Here is a 17,596-nt window from a genome sequence, read left to right as displayed (position 1 = left end):
GGTCTAACGTTACAGCGTCGTCCGCATGGAATGTGGACGACGCTCAACTCGGTTGCAGGCGTCAAAAACGGATATCCCATGGAGAAAACCGCTTGGGGCGGAGATGATCTTCCTGACCTTCCGCGCCAATGTCTCTCAGCATGCGGTCGGAGAGCTGGCGAAGATCATTCTTCTTTTGCTGTTCGAGCAGGATTGCAGCCCACAAGGCCCGTAAAAGAGCCCACAATCCGAATTGTTGAAACAGGTGAGTGACCACCGAGTTCAGCGACTCCGCAACTTCAACTTGTGATTTTCGCATAGCGTATCGTTCTGGCGCCTCTCGACAACCAGATCCTTTTAAAGTGAGAAAGGACGCCGCGTCGCATCAAGCAGACGCAGTAACGCGCTGCTTCAAGGTCTGAGCGTCAGATGGTTTGGGTAAATGCCGTAACGGCGCGAAAATGACTTTAGTGAGTAAAGCCAATCATATAGCCCGGACGTCGCATTGAGAACGCGTGTGGGGTCGGGGCTGCTCCGCCAGAAAGGCATGCATGCACGGATGTAATCGTCATTATCGCCTCCTGTTTTGAGTTGCGGACGGGGAAACAATCTCACAGAATCTTGATAGCTGCAAGAACCACATCCAAAGATTGAACTTAACAGGGTATCGGTGTTGTCGTCTCGCAACGATTAATCGTTACAGCACGCTGAGGCCAAAGCCCTGCATCAGACGCTGCGTCGAAAAGCCGGGACTGCCAGAGGTGAAATAGGCAAAATCAAAGCCAGCAGGATGTTCAGCGTGAGGCACGAGTGGAACGAGTCGCCTCGCCTGTCGCGCAATTGCTTCGGCAGGGTCAAGCCAATCGACCGGCCAGGGGGCCAGCTTGCGGAAGACATTGGCCATGAAGGGATAGTGTGTGCAGGCAAGCACGACGATATCTGTCTTCGCGCCGTCCTTTTCGACAAAACAGGGGGCGATCTCGGCCCTGACATCATCATCGGAGACCGATTCTCCACGAATGTAGGCTTCCGAGAGCCGCGCCAGATTTTCCGATCCCACCAAGCGCACGTGACACTGGCTGGCGAAGGACTGAATAAGGTCGCGCGTATAGGCTCGCCTGACCGTTCCCGGTGTTGCCAGAACAGAAACCAGACCTGAGCGCGTGCGCTCTGCTGCTGGCTTGATGGCGGGCACGGTTCCGACAAATGTCATTTGCGGGAATGCAGTTCGGAGATCAGCGCCTGCCAGCGTAAAGGCCGTATTGCAGGCAATGATGCAGATTTCGGGCTCATACTGAGACAACAATTTTGCGAAGAGGCTAAGAATACGCTCCTTCAGAGCGCCCTCCTCCCAGCCACCATAGGGAAATCCGGCATCATCTGCGACGTAAATAAAACCGCGCTCTGGCATCAAGACCCGCGCTTCGCGCAAAACCGTCAATCCGCCAATGCCAGAATCAAAAACCAGGACTGGTTTGAGGTCAGCCGTCTGCTCCGTCATCCGCCTTCCCCTCTCCGGTATCGACCGGCTTTTTCCCTTTCGGCCAACGGCGCTGGAATTGATCAAGCGACGTGATCACGCCACGAAGAACGCTGATTTCCGGCTCTGTAAAGCCGGGGCGCGACAGGACAGCGCGAAGGTTGTCGATCATCTTTGGCACTTTTGTGGGCGGATGAAAGTAATTGCGCGCATCCAGTGCTTCTTCGATCTGGTTAAAGAAGCCGAACAACTGCTGCTTGGTCGCAGGCTTCTGATCAACCACCTGAAATGGCGTGGCAGCGATATCCTCCATTCCGCTTTTCATCCACTCGTAGGACATCAGAAGAACGGCTTGGGCGATGTTAAGTGATGCAAAGGCAGGGTTGACCGGAAACGTGACGATCTCGTCCGCCAGCGCCACTTCTTCATTGGTCAGGCCCCAGCGTTCGCGACCAAACAGGATGCCGGTCTTTTCCGCCGCGTTGAACCGCTCCCGCAACATCGTTGCGGCAGTGACTGGTGAACGAACATGTTTGAAGCCGTCCCGCTGGCGAGCTGTTGTTGCAAATACAAAGTTCAGATCCGATACCGCTTCTTCAAGTGTGTCGTAGACCTTCGTGCCTTCGATAACATGGTCTGCCTTGGCAGCAGCGGCCTGCGCTTTCTCACTCGGCCAGCCATCCCGCGGATTGACGAGACGAAGTTCCACCAGACCGAAGTTTGCCATGGCACGCGCAACCATGCCGATGTTTTCGCCCAGTTGAGGCTCAACGAGGATGATAGCCGGGCCTTCTGCCAGAAGTTCGCGCTCGCTGTTTGTGCCTGCCATGGTAACCTTGCCGTGTTGATTTTCCGGCGTTCACTGGCACAAGAAAGCCGGAAAATCAAAGGCAACGATTCAACAAACGCGATTTGCCTAGTTGGCCGCCATTTCCTTCAACTGCTGGCGAAGCGACATCGTGGTCTTTCCGTCCTTCTCGACGTGGCGAATATCATCAACGAAATACCATTGCGTGGGGACGGCATATCCCTCTTGCACGAGATCGAAATCGACACGGCGAATAGACTTGTCACCGAAGCAGCCCATGGCGGAAAACTCCACGCGGACGGTGACTTTCTTGCCCTTCTGCTGGCCTTGCTTGTAGGTCACATTCTTCAGCGGGCAATTGTCCTGGCCGCCGATCACCGGATCGTAATCCAGCAGCATTTCCCCGTCCTTCTCCTTGGTCTTCAGCATGGCCGCCACCATGTCGCGCGTGAAAGCGAGACTGTAGAGCGCCATGAGTGAATTGGGATCGAAGTATTCACCCTTCCCTTTGACAGCGACTTCCATCACCGCCTTGACCGGATCGAGCGGCTCGTTGGCTGAGGCTGCGGCCGCGCATCCAAGAAGCGATGCGGCAACATAAGCAATTCGAAGATAACACATGCAAACTACCCCTGAACTGGCGCCACAGACACCCTTCAGGAACCAAGGCCGATCACATCCAGCGCATGCTGGCTATAACCGGCCTCGCCATGAGCGGCAGATCATTGGCCCTTGGCGATAGCCTGCATCTCTGCAAGGAGTGAGTCCTTCTCGCCATCGCCAATCCGATGGATGTCATCAATCACCGTTTTGCCGTTTTCAGTAATGATGTCAAAGCTGACTTCGCTCACACCGTCCTTAATCTGGGCATCATCAATGCAGGTCCACATCTTGAAGGAAACCTTGACTTCCGTGATGTTGTTTTGCTGCGCAGCGGGTGTGATCTTGATGTCCTGCAGCGGGCAGCCATCTTGCGAATTTGTAATGACATCATAGCCAAAGGGATCTCCCGGCTGATTGTTTTCCGTATCATAGGCCGGATGCTTGGATGCCTCTTTGTAGGCATCCTGGAAGCGCTTGCTGTAGAGCTTCGAAAGCGGCTCCTTGTCGAAGATGTACTTCCACTCCTGATCAACGCTCTCCCAGTTGAACTTGGTCATGTCCATCACCTGCTTCACGGGATCGGTGACATCTGCCGCAAAGACGTTGGTTGCCAAACCGGAGGCGAGCAGGACGATCGGAAGCATGCGCATGAGTAGAGAATCCTAAAAGCAGAAAGATGGCGCACCGTAGCCCTCTTCCACCTTTTGGCAATGGCAAATCGTTTGCCAGCGCTTTGCACTGCGACGCGTCAATGCTATAGCGCACCAGACCCGTTCACCACAGTTGGGAACTTCCGTCTCCCGCAGACAAAGAGGCAGGTATATGAAGAAGATCAAGGTCGCAAATCCAGTCGCTGATCTCGACGGCGATGAAATGACGCGCATCATTTGGCAGCTTATCAAAGACAAGCTGATCCACCCCTATCTCGACCTCGACATCGACTATTACGACCTCTCTGTTGAAAACCGCGACGCGACGAACGACCAGGTTACTGTTGATGCGGCAAATGCCATCAAAAAGTATGGCGTTGGCATCAAGTGCGCAACGATCACGCCTGACGAAGCACGCGTGAAGGAATTCAACCTCAAGGAAATGTGGAAGAGCCCGAACGGCACGATCCGCAACATCCTGGGTGGCGTTATTTTCCGCGAACCTATCATCTGCAAGAACGTTCCGCGCCTTGTTCCGGGCTGGACCCAGCCGATCGTTGTTGGTCGTCACGCCTTTGGTGACCAGTATCGCGCAACGGACTTTAAGTTCCCCGGCAAGGGCAAGCTGACCATCAAGTTCGTCGGTGAAGACGGCACGGTGATCGAGAAGGAAGTGTTCAACGCTCCTGGCGCCGGCGTCGCCATGGCCATGTACAACCTGGATGAGTCGATCCGCGAGTTCGCGCGCGCCTCCATGATGTATGGCCTGATGCGCAAGTGGCCGGTTTACCTGTCCACCAAGAACACGATCCTCAAGGCCTATGACGGTCGCTTCAAGGACATCTTTGAAGAAGTCTATGAGACCGAATTCAAGGATCAGTTCAAGGATGCTGGCATCACCTACGAGCACCGCCTGATCGACGACATGGTTGCTTCCGCTCTCAAGTGGTCCGGTGGCTATGTCTGGGCCTGCAAAAACTATGACGGCGACGTACAGTCCGACACGGTTGCCCAGGGCTTCGGCTCTCTGGGTCTGATGACGTCCGTTCTTCTGACGCCGGATGGCAAGACGGTAGAAGCAGAAGCCGCACACGGTACGGTTACGCGTCACTATCGCCAGCATCAGAAGGGCCAGGAAACGTCGACGAACTCGATCGCCTCGATCTTCGCCTGGACCCGTGGTCTCGCACACCGTGCAAAGCTCGATGACAACGCCGAACTGGCTCGCTTCGCGTCCACGCTGGAAAGCGTTTGCGTGGCCACAGTCGAAGACGGCTTCATGACCAAGGATCTGGCACTGCTCATCGGTCCGGACCAGCCTTGGCTCTCCACCACCGCATTCCTCGACAAGATCGACGAGAACCTGCAGAAGGCCATGGGCGCGTAAGCCCATCCTCTTCGTGGACAAGTTCGGACCCGGTCGCGGCGCGGCCGGGTTTTTTTATGGGCAAAATCGCGCCTTGTCACAGGTTATACTGGCCGATACTATTGGAACATATAAGGAACAAACCTGGAGGATCAACATGGCGGATCTCACTCTCTATACAAACCCGATGTCTCGCGGGCGGATTGCGCGCTGGGCGCTTGAGGAGATCGGCGCTGACTACGATGTCAAGGTCATCGCCTATGGCCCGGATATGAAGGGGCCGGACTATCTGGCGATCAATCCGATGGGCAAAGTGCCAGCACTAAAACACGGCGACACGATCGTAACCGAATGCGCAGCAATTTGCGCCTATCTCGCCGATGCCTTCCCCGCGGCGGCAATTGCGCCAGTACTCTCCAACCGTGGAGACTATTACCGTTGGATGTTTTTTGCAGCCGGTCCGCTGGAAGCGGCGGTCGCCAATCGAAATCTGGGCTTCGAGGTACCGAGCGATAAGGAAGGTATGGTCGGCTACGGCTCCTACACTCTTGTCCTGAACGCACTGGAACAGGTGGTATCCAAATCGCAATATATTGCTGGAGATCAATTCACCGCTGCAGACATCTATATCGGAGCGCATCTGATGTGGGGCATGCAGTTTAATAGCATTGAAAGGCGCCCGGCCTTCGAGGCCTATGTGAAGAACCTGGTGAACCGCGCGGCCTACAAGCGTGCGAACGAACTGGACGATGCACTGGCTGCGCAAACGCAGAAGGCCTCATGATCCATGGAGCGCGACGAGCGCCGTTTCCATTTGGCTCTTGTCGCGCTCCATGATAATGACGCGCCCATGACAAATAGCTCTATTTCTCCTGTTCATGTGGTTGGCGGCGGGCTGGCCGGATCTGAGGCATCGTGGCAACTCGCGCAGGCTGGGGTGCCGGTGATTCTGCATGAAATGCGCGGCGTGCGGGGAACCGACGCTCACAAGGGCGATGGACTGGCAGAACTTGTCTGCTCCAACTCATTCCGTTCGGACGACGCGACCGCCAATGCAGTGGGTGTCATCCATGCTGAAATGCGTCTGGCGGGTAGCCTCATCATGGCCTGCGCCGACAAGCATCAGGTTCCCGCCGGTGGCGCTTTGGCCGTCGACCGCGACGGATTTTCTGAGGCCGTAACAAAGGCGATTGAGGAACATCCACTGATCACGGTCGTGCGTGAAGAGGTTGAAGGTCTGCCGCCTGCGGACTGGGGCCTCACGATCTTCGCGACCGGACCTCTCACGTCAGCATCGCTCGCAGCCGCTATACAGGCTGAAACCGGCAAGGATTCACTCGCTTTCTTCGACGCCATTGCACCCATCGTGCATCGCGATTCCATCGACATGGATATCTGCTGGTATCAGTCGCGCTACGATAAGGTCGGTCCCGGCGGCAACGGCAAGGACTACATTAACTGCCCCTTGGACAAGGAGCAGTATGATGCCTTCGTCGACGCCTTGATTGCGGGCGATACGGTCGGCTTCAAGGAATGGGAAGGCACTCCATATTTTGACGGCTGCCTGCCCATCGAAGTTATGGCAGAGCGCGGCCGCGAGACGCTGCGTCACGGCCCGATGAAGCCCATGGGTTTGACCAATGCGCATAATCCAACGGTTAAGGCCTATGCGGTCGTACAACTTCGCCAGGACAATGCACTGGGCACGCTCTACAACATGGTCGGCTTCCAAACGAAGCTGAAATACGGTGCCCAGGCCGAAATCTTCCGCATGATACCTGGCCTCCAGAACGCGGAGTTTGCCCGCCTTGGCGGCTTGCATCGCAACACCTATATCCACTCGCCAACGTTGCTGGATCACACGCTGAGGCTGAGGAGCCGCCCAACACTGCGGTTTGCGGGCCAGATCACAGGCTGCGAAGGCTATGTGGAGAGTGCGGCGATTGGCTTGCTTGCCGGCCGCTTCGCAGCGGCTGAGCGAACCGGTCACGAAATCTCGACGCCGCCTGCCACGACCGCTCTTGGTTCATTGTTGAACCACATTACCGGGGGTCACCTTGTCTCCGAGGATGAGCCTGGAAAGCGCTCTTTCCAACCGATGAACATCAATTTCGGCCTGTTTCCTGAACTTGAGCCCGGATCAATTGTCAAACCAGAAGGCGTTAAGCGCTTCAGGGGCAAAGACAAAACGATCATGAAACGTCAGTTGATGGCACGACGTGCGCTTCAAGACTGCGCGCATTGGCTCGGCGTCAATCTCCCGGTGTCAGATCGTGCTGGAGTCGAGATTCCCGTCGAAGCTTGAACCAGCCTTCGGGGTCGCAAGTAGATTACCGAGCAGCCAGAGCGATACTTCGGCGGCATCTTCCGTGGTTGCAAATATGAACGTCCCGTTTTGGCTGGGCGCATCGAGAAATTCGATCTCAAAGCCCCTGCCCGTGGCAAGCGGCGTGACGCGTGCGCTACCCGGTTCAATAAGGTGACATGAAAAATGCCGACGATGGTTGCGCATGATGCCGGCTTTGTTTTCATGAGTACGCACGAAGATCGCGTTACCATCCACCGTTTGATGCAGGCTGCGGATGGCTTCGTTGGGAAAGGCGCGACCAAATTCCAGTATCGCAAGCCCGGTGTCGTGCAGGCTGTCTTCGTCGTCTTTGGCCATTCGGGTGACGTAATAGGCGACGGCGACCAGGGCCAGGCAGACGAGACCCCAAATGATCAAACTCAGACTCATGCCGGTATCGCTCTCATAATTGAATCAGGTCTGCTGGCTGCAGCTTATGCCTCTGGAAAATAGATTCCGTGGCTTGCGCGAGTGTGGATCAAACTGCGTGGCAGACATTGATCAAATACGATTGCGGACGAGGCCTCTAAGCATCCGAATCTGGCGCAGCCATTGGGGAGAAGGAGAGTGTTCGATCAGAACGCTCCCTGCTTTACGGTCAGCATGAGCCAGAATCGACGGCACCAAGGTAACCGGGAGAAATGCAGGCATCAGGCTTTTCGGAATAACACCAGCCGAACGCGCCTTACTCAGATGCTCGTGTCCAAGAGCGACGAAGGCACGGATCGCATTGTCCAGCCTTTCCCCGCCTTCGGCCTGTAGAAAGATGTCCCGGTCAAGTCCGGTCGCGCGCAGGATATCTTGCGGAAGATAAACCTGCCCCCGGCGCCGATGAATTGGCATCAGCAACAGAATGCCAGAGATAGCTTGGGCAACACCGGCATGGCCCGAAATTTCGCTGATACCAGTTGCTGCATCACGATCTAGAATCATCGTCGCAAGCTGCAACAAAGCCGAGGCGGTTTCACCGGCATAGCCCTCAAGGGAAGACCGGTCCGGCATGGGATCGTCATACAGATCGAAGATGCGCGCATCGAGCATATTCAACAAAGGCTGACGCGGGAGATCGAACGCTTCGATTGCCTTCAGCAACCCTCCTGCCACAGGATTGGCAGCCGCGTCTCCCTTTGCATCCCCTTCAAGGAGATCACGCCACCATTGCAGTCGAATTTCGCCTGCCAGCGGCTGCTTGGTAAGCTCTCGGATACGGGCGATCTCTGCATTGAATGCATAGAGGGCTGCCAGGAAACCTCGCTTTTCCGCGGGTGACAGAAGACAAGCCAGATACCGATCCCGATCAGTATCGCGCAAAGTGGTGAGGCAGATTTCCAGCGGATCGCTCATCGTCTCGCGCACCATGCGTTAAAAGCAGTAATCAGATTGCAATCAGGGCTGCAGCGACCGGGCGTGATTCGCTCAGCATGATGTTATACGTGCGGACCGCCGCGCCGGTTCCCATCGGATCGGACGAAATTCCCCTGGCACGCAAGGCAGCCTTCAGCGGCGCCGGTATCGGACGGATGTCACTACCGGTGCCAATCAGCAGAAATTCAAAATCGCCCGCCTCTGCCAGAACACGATCAAACAACGAGACATCAAGTAGCGCTTCTTCTGTCATCTCCCATCCGTAGATGCCCGAGGGAAGACAGAGAAGCGATCCGCGATGAGACATGTCAGCGAAACGAAACCCACCGTTGCCATAGGCGTCGATGGGAGCCCGCCCCGGAAAATGCGCATCGCGGATTTCAACGTTCCTTGCCACCGTTAAACGCTCGGCTTTCCGTTGGGTACACTATCGGACTTCTTACCTTTGTCGTCGCCCGTATCCTTGTTGAAGGCATCGGGCCGCAAGCGGAAGGCAATCAGGATCGGTGCCGCGATATAGATGGACGAGAATGTGCCAATGGCCACACCGAAAAGCATTGCAAAGGTGAAGGAACGAATGACCTCGCCGCCGAACAGATAAAGTGCGGAAAGTGCAATCATCGTCGTCAAGCCGGTCAAGACCGTGCGGGACAGCGTCTGGTTGATGGAGATATCGATAAGCTCGGTCAGCGGCATCTTCTTGTAACGCCGCAAGTTCTCTCGCATTCGGTCGTAGACGACAACGGTGTCGTTCAGAGAGTAGCCGACGATGGTCAGGATCGCCGCAATACTGGTGAGATTGAACTCGATACCAGTCAGAACAAAGAGGCCTATTGTCAGGATCACATCGTGCATCGTTGCGACGATCGCACCGACTGCAAACTGCCATTCGAACCGGAACCAGATGTAGACCAGAATGAAGAGCAGCGCGATACCAACGCCCAGCGTCGCACTGTAGGATAGCTCGCCCGACACTGCGGGACCGACGACTTCCACGCGGCGGAATTCGTAATCGGCGCCAAGCTCATTGCGAATGCGTTCAAGAGCGGATTGCTCTGCATTCTCACCCCCCTCCTGCGCCTGCACACGCACCAGAACGTCTTGCGTACCACCAAAGCCCTGCGCCTGAACCTCTCCAAGGTTCAACTGATCAAGTCGCGCGCGAATATCACCGATGTCGGCATCGCCCTGCTTGGCCTTGAGTTCGATGATCGAACCGCCCTTGAAGTCAATGCCGAGATTCATGCCAACCGTCGCAAATGCCAGAAGCGATGCGATGGACAGGGCAGCCGCAATCCCGAAGTTATACTTGCGGATCGACATGAACGGCAGGCCACGCCCATCGAAAACGCCGGTCCGAATTCCCTTCGGCAGCGCCTTCGGCTTCGAACGGCGGATCCACAGCGAGAACATCCAGCTTGTGAAGGTGAAGGCTGTGAAGACCGTGGTGATAATGCCGATTGCAAGCGTAACGGCAAATCCTCGGACCGGACCGGAGCCGAGATAGAATAGAACCACTGCTGCGATCAGAGTTGTGAGGTTAGCGTCAATGATCGTCGCGAATGCTCGCTGGAAGCCACTGTCGATGGCAGGAATAATTGATCGCCCGCTTTTGACTTCCTCACGAATGCGCTCGTAGATGAGAACGTTCGAGTCGACTGCCATACCCATCGTCAATACAATACCGGCAATACCAGGTAGCGTCAGCGTTGAGCCGATCATGCTCAGAACTGCCAGGATCATCACGATGTTGACTGCGAGCGCGACGTTGGCCAGGAAACCGAAAAAGCCATAGAAGGCAAACATGAAGAAGGCGACGGATGCGGCGCCGATGATACTTGCGATCACGCCAGCACGGATGGAGTCCGCACCGAGACCCGGACCGACCGTGCGTTCTTCAACCACAGTCAGGGTCGCAGGCAAGGCGCCAGCGCGCAGAAGAACGGCCAGATCGTTTGCACCCTGCACTGTGAAGTTACCGGAGATCTGGCCCGATCCGCCGACAATTGGCTCACGAATGACCGGAGCAGAGATAACCTGATCGTCGAGAACAATTGCGAAGGGACGACCGACATTCTGCTGTGTTGCCTGCGCAAAACGCTGCGCACCGCGCGAGTCGAAGCGGAATGTCACAACAGGTTCATTGTTCTGCTGATTGAAGCTCGCCTGGGCGTCCACAAGGTTCTCACCAGACACGAGTGCACGGCGCTCAACCAGATAGGGAACTGCAGGATCATCCGTGGAATACATGATCTGCGAGGCGGCCGGAGGGCGGCCATTCAAAGCTTCCTGAACCGGCATGGACGTATCGACCATGTGGAAAGAAAGCTTTGCAGTCTGGTTCAGCAGCGCCTTCAGACGCTGAGGATCCTGCAGACCTGGCACCTGCACAATGATGCGGTCGGTGCCCTGACGCTGGATCAGCGGCTCTGTCGTGCCCAACTCATCAACGCGGCGGCGAACGACCTCAATCGACTGCGTCAGGGCAGACGACATGCGGTACTCGATACCGGCATCCGTCAGATTAAGGCGAAGCTGTCCGTTACCTTCATCCTGAAGCGTTACTTCGGTGATCGTACCACCAAAATTTCCAGCTGACACGGGGTTGGTCAACGGCTGAAGCGCCGTCTTGGCAGCATCCAACTGCGCGACATCCGTCAAGCGCACCTGGATCTGCTGGCCGGTACCACTCAGGCCGGTGTAGCGAATATTGCCTTCGCGAAGCACGTTTCTGACATCGCCGACGATAGTCTCAAGACGCTCCTTCAGGATGTCCGCACGCTCGATCTTGAGCATGATGTGCGAACCACCCTGGAGATCGAGGCCGAGCGTAATCTTTTTGATCGGAAACCAGTGCGGAAGCTTTGCCAACTGCTCATTACTGAAAAGGTTGGGAACCGCTATCAGCGCGCTGACTGCGATGACGAACCAAATAAAAAGCGTTTTCCAGCGGGAGAAGTATAGCATGGAACTCTCGACACTCTGATTTCAAACGAACGGGCGCGCTATGACGCGCGCCTCGCTCCGGATAAGATAAAATTAGGCGGCTTCAGTCTTGACCGGCTCGCCCTTCACGCGGACCTCAGCGACGTAGGAACGCATCACGCGCACGCGCACCCCATCCGCGATTTCCACTTCGAGTTCATTGTCATCGACAACCTTGGTGACTTTGCCGGAGATCCCGCCACCCATGACAACCTGATCGCCGCGACGAATGTTCGAAAGCGTTTCCTGCCGCTTCTTCATCTGCGCGCGCTGCGGGCGGATCAGGAAAAAGTACCAGACCACCATGAGCGGCGCGAAGAGGAAAAGCATTTCGAGGCCGGAACCGAAGGCGGATCCAGCGGGTGCAGCGCCCTGGGCTTGGGCGAATGCTTCAGTAATGAACATCTATGACTCCCAGAAATTCGGAACGAGGCACCCCGTTTCGAGCGGCCGGACTATAGTTACCCTTGGCACAAAAGCAACAGATCGACCGACACGTAGAGTACCGAATTCAGGGCTAATACCCTTTCGGCCTGCAAAACGCCATGCTAACCCGCTGCAAAACATGCTCTGAAAGACCAGAAATCGCGCCTGGAGGATCAAATGTCCGTGGATAATGCTGCTGCTCTGCTCGCGGAAATCACACGACTGGCAAACGCGCTGGAAAGACTTGCGGGGCCTCCGCCAGCTATCAATGATTGGTCAGCTGCGGATTGTTTCGTCTGGCAGCCTGTCAGTCAGCGACTTCATCCGGTACGCAAGCCGAACCGGGTTGCCCTCAAGCTCATACGCGGCGTCGATCACGTGCGGGATATTCTGCATGAAAACACACAGCGCTTCGCGGAGGGTTTTCCGGCAAACAATGTCCTTCTCTGGGGCGCGCGTGGCATGGGAAAATCGTCGCTGGTTAAATCCGTACATGCCGACATCAATGCAAGCACCGACCCGGATTTGAAGCTGATCGAGGTTCATCGCGAGGATATCGCTTCACTGCCTGCCCTCCTCGATCTTCTGAAAGAAAGCGGAAAACGTGTGATCGTTTTCTGCGACGACCTGTCCTTCGACCACGATGATACCGCCTACAAGTCGCTAAAGGCGGCACTTGACGGCGGAATCGAGGGACGTCCCGACAATGTTCTGTTCTATGCAACATCAAACCGGCGCCACCTCCTGCCACGCCATATGATGGAGAATGAGCAGTCGACGGCGATCAATCCATCCGAAGCGGTGGAAGAGAAAGTCTCGCTGTCGGATCGGTTCGGTCTCTGGTTGGGCTTTCACAAGTGCAACCAGACCGACTATCTCGCGATGATCGATGCCTATGCCGAGCACTTCGAACTGGGAATCACGCAGGATCTTCTTCACGCCGAAGCGCTGGAATGGGCAACGACGCGTGGGGGGCGTTCTGGTCGCGTCGCTTGGCAATATATTCAGGATCTCGCTGGGCGACTGCGCAAACCTCTCGACCGCGCCTGAACGCAGAAAGCCCGGCCTGTCCCTCAGGACAGCCGGGCTTCCGAGCTCTCGAAACGCACTACTCTATTCGAGATAAGTCGAAGGGTTGACCGGGCTTGCGTCCTTGCGGACTTCGAAGTGGACCTGCGGACGCTTGGCATCACCACTCATGCCGGAAGTTGCAATCGTCTGGCCGCGCTGGATTTTCTGGCCACGAGACACCGAGATGTTCGATGCGTGACCGTAGACCGTCACCTTGCCGTCGTCGTGGCGGATCAGGACCGTATTGCCAAGTTGCTTGAGACCGTTACCAGCGTAAATGACGACGCCATTTTCCGCAGCCTTGATCGGTGTGCCTTCTGGAACAGAGATATCAATGCCGTCATTACGGCTACCGTTCACGTTCTGGCCGAATGAAGCGATGACCGCACCGGTGACCGGCCAGCGATATTTTCCGATACCGGTGGAGCTTGGCGCAGGCGTCGTGTTGTCCATCTTGTTCTGAACATCGCTCAAGCTGGCGGTCTGTGCAGCCGCGGGCTTTTCCTGCGCCTTTGGCTGGGCAGCCTCGGCCTTTGCGGCAGCAGCTTCCGCCTTGTCAGCGACAGCTGCCATGGGCTTGTCGGCTGGCTTGCTCGGGATAGAGGCGGTCTTGACCGCATCTCCGGAACCACCGACCTTCAGCGTCTGGCCAACCTTGAGATTGCCATCCGTAATGCCATTCATGGCCTTCAACTGATCGATCGGCGTATTGGTAGCACGTGCGATCTTCGCGAGGCTGTCTCCTGCCTTTACGGTGTAGGACCCTGCTCCTGGATGACCGCCTGATGCGGGCGGCGTCAACTTGCCTACCTCGGCCTGCGCCTTGTCACGCAGCGGAGGGGCGCCCGGCACCACGGCAACCTTCTGGCTCTGATCGGCAGGTCCTGGCTGCGGACTGTTTTTCGGCAGATCAATAGCACCTGCCGCCATCTTCGCCGGGTTGCTGCGATTGGCGTAAGTAGGAATCACGACGATCTGACCGGGGACCAGGCGACCATTATTTGCCTTGAGGATTTCCTGCTCCGGAACGCCGTAACGCTTGGAAAGCGTAGCCGCAGTTTCGCCCGGACGAAGTGTAACCTTCGGAGCGTTGCCGACAGACCAGCCATTCGCTGCCGGTGTGGAGCCAGTTGTAACCGCATCGCTCATGACAGCCGGAGCCTGCGCTTTCATTGCAGGTGCGGAAGAGATGCGCGGCGGCATCGGCTGCGCCATGGCCTCCTGGCGGGTTTGCATGTCACGGGCAGACGGCAGAGGCTGCGCTGTCGGCGGGGCAAGCTGCGCGCGCTGGATTGGCGCAGAAGAAACAGCACGGACCGGCGATGCACTCGCAACCGGGTAAGCACCGGAGTTTTGATAACCCTGATTGGTAACGGGCGCCCGCGCCGGTGCAACAGAAGCAGACTGGTATCGGCCACCTGTGCCAACATCCTCGGCAGGAATTGGAGGCGCACCATAGGCACCGCCGCCCTGACGCTGCGGAATAGATGCCGTTGTCAGGTTATCCTTATCAAAGATACCCGTAAAGCGAGACGCGTCGGAACTGCATCCCGTTGCTGCACTCGCCAGAAAGGCCGCAACGGCAACGCGTACGGCTGACTTTCTCATGTTCGACGAACTCTTCAAACGCATGACCCGACCTACACAACGACAGTACTCAATGTAGGTATCATTAAAGCGCGTTAGTCTTACTGACCGGTTAAGGCGCGTCCGCACGATTCACTTTTTTCGCAATTTGCTAACCATGAATACGCAAGCGTTCCGCAGGGCTTATACCAAATGCGGAACTTTCTTAGCCGAAGCTCACAAATATGAAGCGATATGCGGCACAAGCGGGAGATAACTCACCGGAAAAAGGTCTTCACGTTCAAAACGGCTGCCGGTTTTCGTCAGACGAACCATCATGCAGTTCTCTTCATCAACAACCATAGGGGCGATCATCGATCCCCCATGAACCAACTGATCAGCATAGAAACGTGGAACGGCAGTAAATGCGGCAGTTGCAATGATCCGGTCGAAGGTACCCTCACCCTGCATGCCATTCATGCCATCCGCCTGCCGCACGATAGCGTTACGCAAACCAAGCGAATCGACACGTTCCTGGGCAGCGGCGATCAAGGTTCGAAAGCGATCCACCGACAATACGCGCTCGGCTATGCGCGCCATAACTGCCGTCAGATAACCGCTGCCTGTGCCAATTTCCAAGACACGATGACCAGGCTTCAACTGCAGTTTAGACAGAATGCGAACCGCCTGATCAGCGCCCTCCATGAAGGAGCCACAGTCGATCGGAATAGAACGGCTTGAATAGGCCTCGTTGACGAACTGCGAGGGAACAAACTCGGTGCGCGGTGTCTGTTCGCAGGCTGTGAGAAGATCGAGGTCCGTTACGCCTTGCGCCCTCAGGCGAAGGACCAGAGAGGCAAAACCTTCCCTCTCGATCATCGCTGTCTTCAACGAGAAACTCCCAAAGCGGCGGATAGGTTCTTCAATGCGGCATGATCTGTCAGATCAAGTTGCAAAGGTGTAACGGAAATACGATTTGCACGTACTGCAGCGATGTCGGTCCCTTCCAGGAAACGGCCTTTCCGGTCGCTGAATCGCAGCCAGAAATAAGGATTTCCGCGGCCATCCTGACGCTCATCCACAACCAGTGCGAAATCCGTCTTGCCTTGGGTCGTCACATCAAGCCCCTCAACTTCCCCTTCCGCGCAGGCGGGGAAATTGACATTCAGAAAGGTTCCTTCCGGTAAAGCGATCGGGAGAAGCTTGCGCACCAGATCCGCGCCGTGATGCGAGGCCACCGACCAGGGAATGAACCGCCCCTCTGCATCATGCCTGTAGGCCTGACTGAGCGCGATTGATCGGACACCCTGGATCGTTCCCTCGATTGCGGCTGCAATCGTGCCGGAATAGGTCACATCATCTGCGAGATTCGAACCAGCATTGACGCCAGATAGGATGAGGTCCGGCTTGTCTTTGAGCACGTGCCGGATACCCATGATGACACAATCGGTCGGCGTTCCACGGACTGCAAAGTGCTTGTCAGAGACCTTCCGCAGACGCAGCGGATCGGACAGGGTTAAGGAGTGGGCAAGGCCGCTCTGATCTGTCTCAGGCGCTACGATCCAGACATCGTCCGAGAGACTGCGGGCGATGCCCTCAAGCACCCGCAGTCCTTCTGCGTGAATCCCGTCATCATTGGTGAGCAGGATCCGCATTGATCAGGCGCCTTTTTCGATGCGGGTCAATCCACCCATGTAGGGCAGAAGAACGTCCGGAACTGTGACGGAACCATCTTCATTCAGATAGTTCTCAAGAACAGCGATGAGGCAGCGACCAACCGCCGTGCCAGAGCCGTTCAGCGTATGTACAAATCTGGGGTTCTTGTCGTCCTTGCTGCGATAACGCGCATTCATGCGACGAGCCTGGAAATCACCGCAGACCGAGCAGGACGAGATTTCACGATATGTGTCCTGGCCCGGCAACCAGACTTCCAGATCATAGGTCTTGCGCGCGCCAAAGCCCATGTCACCCGTGCAAAGCGTAATCGTCCGGAAATGAAGGCCGAGACGCTTCAGCACCTCTTCCGCACAAGCAGTCATTCGCTCGTGTTCGGCGATCGAGCTTTCCGCATCTGTGATAGAAACAAGTTCACACTTCCAGAACTGGTGCTGGCGCAGCATGCCGCGCGTATCACGACCAGCGGAACCAGCTTCAGAACGGAACGATGGTGTCAATGCCGTGAACCGAAGTGGAAGCTTTTCCTGATCAAGAATCTCGGCGGACACAAGGTTGGTGAGCGTTACCTCAGCCGTAGGAATAAGCCAACGCCCGTCGGTCGTGCGGAACAGATCCTCCGAGAATTTCGGCAATTGGCCAGTGCCATACATTGCTTCATCCCGCACCATTAGCGGGGAAGAAACCTCGGTATATCCGTGTTCGCGCGTATGCAGATCCAGCATGAACTGGCCAAGTGCGCGTTCGAGACGGGCCAGTTGGCTGGTCAAGACCGTGAAGCGGGAGCCGGACAGCTTGGCTGCTCGATCGAAATCCATGTAGCCTAAAGCTTCGCCGATTTCGAAATGCTCCAAGGCAGGATGGTTCCAGCCCGGCTTCTGGCCGACGACCCGCGTCACCACGTTATCGGACTCATCCTTGCCGACGGGCACATCGTCCAGTGGAATGTTCGGGATGCGCGAGAGCACGTCTTCCAGCGCAGCAACAGCTGCACGCTCTTCCTGCTCGATAAGCGGCATCGTTTCCTTGAGCGAGGCCACTTCCTGCTTCAATTGCTCGGCGAGCTCGGTATTTTTCTGCGCCATCGCCGCGCCGATTTCCTTGGAGGCGGCATTGCGACGCGACTGCATATCCTGCAGTTTCTGGATCGCGGATCGGCGCGTCTCGTCAAGCGCCAGAATTGCCTGCGCCTGCGGCTCGGCACTCCGCTTTTGAAGTGCCTCATCGAGGGCTGCCGGGTTATCGCGTATCCACTTGATATCGAGCATGGTCGTTC

The 17,596-nt window shown here is 56.4% G+C and carries 18 protein-coding genes; 4 read left to right on the top strand and 14 right to left on the bottom strand.

Annotation, left to right across the window (positions count from 1 at the left end; all coding sequences use genetic code 11):
* Positions 1-61: 61 nt before the first annotated feature.
* The 5 genes from E8M78_RS08135 to E8M78_RS08115 form a co-directional block, all read right to left on the bottom strand.
* Entirely contained in the window at positions 62-298 is a 237-nt protein-coding gene (locus E8M78_RS08135) for a DUF1127 domain-containing protein (protein ID WP_137134595.1), read from the bottom strand.
* Between the two features lie 378 nt (positions 299-676).
* A complete protein-coding gene (gene murI / locus E8M78_RS08130; RefSeq protein ID WP_137134594.1) occupies positions 677-1,480 on the bottom strand; it encodes a glutamate racemase in 804 nt (267 codons plus the stop codon).
* The gene (locus E8M78_RS08125) at positions 1,461-2,288 is read right to left on the bottom strand and encodes an RNA methyltransferase (protein WP_137134593.1); all 828 of its coding nucleotides are present in this window, start codon (positions 2,286-2,288) and stop codon (positions 1,461-1,463) included. The genes murI and E8M78_RS08125 overlap by 20 nt, the downstream gene beginning before the upstream one ends.
* Positions 2,289-2,375: 87 nt before the next feature.
* Positions 2,376-2,888, bottom strand: coding sequence for a hypothetical protein (locus E8M78_RS08120; RefSeq protein WP_137134592.1), 513 nt, complete (start codon positions 2,886-2,888; stop codon positions 2,376-2,378).
* A gap of 101 nt (positions 2,889-2,989) precedes the next feature.
* Positions 2,990-3,520 (bottom strand): hypothetical protein, encoded by a 531-nt coding sequence (locus E8M78_RS08115; protein WP_137134591.1) that lies wholly within the window; start codon positions 3,518-3,520, stop codon positions 2,990-2,992.
* 172 nt (positions 3,521-3,692) lie between these two features.
* Between E8M78_RS08115 and E8M78_RS08110 the strand changes: the two genes are divergently transcribed.
* The 3 genes from E8M78_RS08110 to trmFO all read left to right on the top strand — a co-directional run bounded on the left by E8M78_RS08110 (position 3,693) and on the right by trmFO (position 7,191).
* Positions 3,693-4,907, top strand: coding sequence for an NADP-dependent isocitrate dehydrogenase (locus E8M78_RS08110; protein WP_137134590.1), 1,215 nt, complete (start codon positions 3,693-3,695; stop codon positions 4,905-4,907).
* Between the two features lie 136 nt (positions 4,908-5,043).
* On the top strand, positions 5,044-5,670 hold the full coding sequence (locus tag E8M78_RS08105; protein WP_137134589.1) for a glutathione S-transferase family protein: 627 nt from the start codon (positions 5,044-5,046) through the stop codon (positions 5,668-5,670).
* Between the two features lie 66 nt (positions 5,671-5,736).
* Entirely contained in the window at positions 5,737-7,191 is a 1,455-nt protein-coding gene (gene trmFO / locus E8M78_RS08100; protein ID WP_137134588.1) for a methylenetetrahydrofolate--tRNA-(uracil(54)-C(5))-methyltransferase (FADH(2)-oxidizing) TrmFO, read from the top strand.
* On the opposite strand, the gene E8M78_RS08095 is transcribed toward trmFO, so the two are convergent.
* The 5 genes from E8M78_RS08095 to yajC all read right to left on the bottom strand — a co-directional run bounded on the left by E8M78_RS08095 (position 7,153) and on the right by yajC (position 11,988).
* Positions 7,153-7,623, bottom strand: a complete 471-nt coding sequence (locus E8M78_RS08095; RefSeq protein WP_348640111.1) for a hypothetical protein — start codon at positions 7,621-7,623, stop codon at positions 7,153-7,155. The genes trmFO and E8M78_RS08095 overlap by 39 nt on opposite strands.
* 111 nt (positions 7,624-7,734) lie before the next feature.
* Positions 7,735-8,577: a phytoene/squalene synthase family protein gene (locus tag E8M78_RS08090; protein WP_137134587.1), complete on the bottom strand. Its 843-nt coding sequence runs from the start codon at positions 8,575-8,577 to the stop codon at positions 7,735-7,737.
* Between the two features lie 31 nt (positions 8,578-8,608).
* On the bottom strand, positions 8,609-8,995 hold the full coding sequence (locus E8M78_RS08085) for an Mth938-like domain-containing protein (RefSeq protein WP_137134586.1): 387 nt from the start codon (positions 8,993-8,995) through the stop codon (positions 8,609-8,611).
* 2 nt (positions 8,996-8,997) lie between these two features.
* Positions 8,998-11,565: a protein translocase subunit SecDF gene (secDF, locus tag E8M78_RS08080; protein ID WP_137134585.1), complete on the bottom strand. Its 2,568-nt coding sequence runs from the start codon at positions 11,563-11,565 to the stop codon at positions 8,998-9,000.
* Between the two features lie 72 nt (positions 11,566-11,637).
* Entirely contained in the window at positions 11,638-11,988 is a 351-nt protein-coding gene (gene yajC / locus E8M78_RS08075; RefSeq protein WP_137134584.1) for a preprotein translocase subunit YajC, read from the bottom strand.
* Positions 11,989-12,186: 198 nt separating this feature from the next.
* Between yajC and E8M78_RS08070 the strand changes: the two genes are divergently transcribed.
* Complete coding sequence (locus E8M78_RS08070) at positions 12,187-13,059, top strand: ATP-binding protein (protein WP_137134583.1); 873 nt, start codon at positions 12,187-12,189, stop codon at positions 13,057-13,059.
* Positions 13,060-13,122: 63 nt separating this feature from the next.
* Here E8M78_RS08070 and E8M78_RS08065 read toward each other — a convergent pair whose 3' ends face one another.
* From E8M78_RS08065 to serS, 4 genes are all read right to left on the bottom strand, one after another.
* Complete coding sequence (locus E8M78_RS08065) at positions 13,123-14,688, bottom strand: peptidoglycan DD-metalloendopeptidase family protein (RefSeq protein WP_246658268.1); 1,566 nt, start codon at positions 14,686-14,688, stop codon at positions 13,123-13,125.
* A 195-nt stretch (positions 14,689-14,883) separates the two neighbouring features.
* A complete protein-coding gene (locus E8M78_RS08060) occupies positions 14,884-15,525 on the bottom strand; it encodes a protein-L-isoaspartate(D-aspartate) O-methyltransferase (RefSeq protein ID WP_170973365.1) in 642 nt (213 codons plus the stop codon).
* Positions 15,526-15,533: 8 nt separating this feature from the next.
* Positions 15,534-16,301 carry a 5'/3'-nucleotidase SurE gene (surE, locus tag E8M78_RS08055; protein ID WP_137134580.1) on the bottom strand — a complete coding sequence of 256 codons (768 nt, stop codon included), beginning with the start codon at positions 16,299-16,301 and terminating at the stop codon, positions 15,534-15,536.
* Between the two features lie 3 nt (positions 16,302-16,304).
* Positions 16,305-17,588 (bottom strand): serine--tRNA ligase, encoded by a 1,284-nt coding sequence (gene serS / locus E8M78_RS08050; RefSeq protein ID WP_137134579.1) that lies wholly within the window; start codon positions 17,586-17,588, stop codon positions 16,305-16,307.
* Between the last annotated feature and the right edge of the window lie 8 nt (positions 17,589-17,596).

This window comes from Rhizobium sp. FKY42 (assembly GCF_005222835.1).
In the GTDB taxonomy this organism is placed as follows: Bacteria; Pseudomonadota; Alphaproteobacteria; order Rhizobiales; family Rhizobiaceae; genus Neorhizobium.
This window is presented reverse-complemented; position numbering and strand designations above follow the sequence as displayed.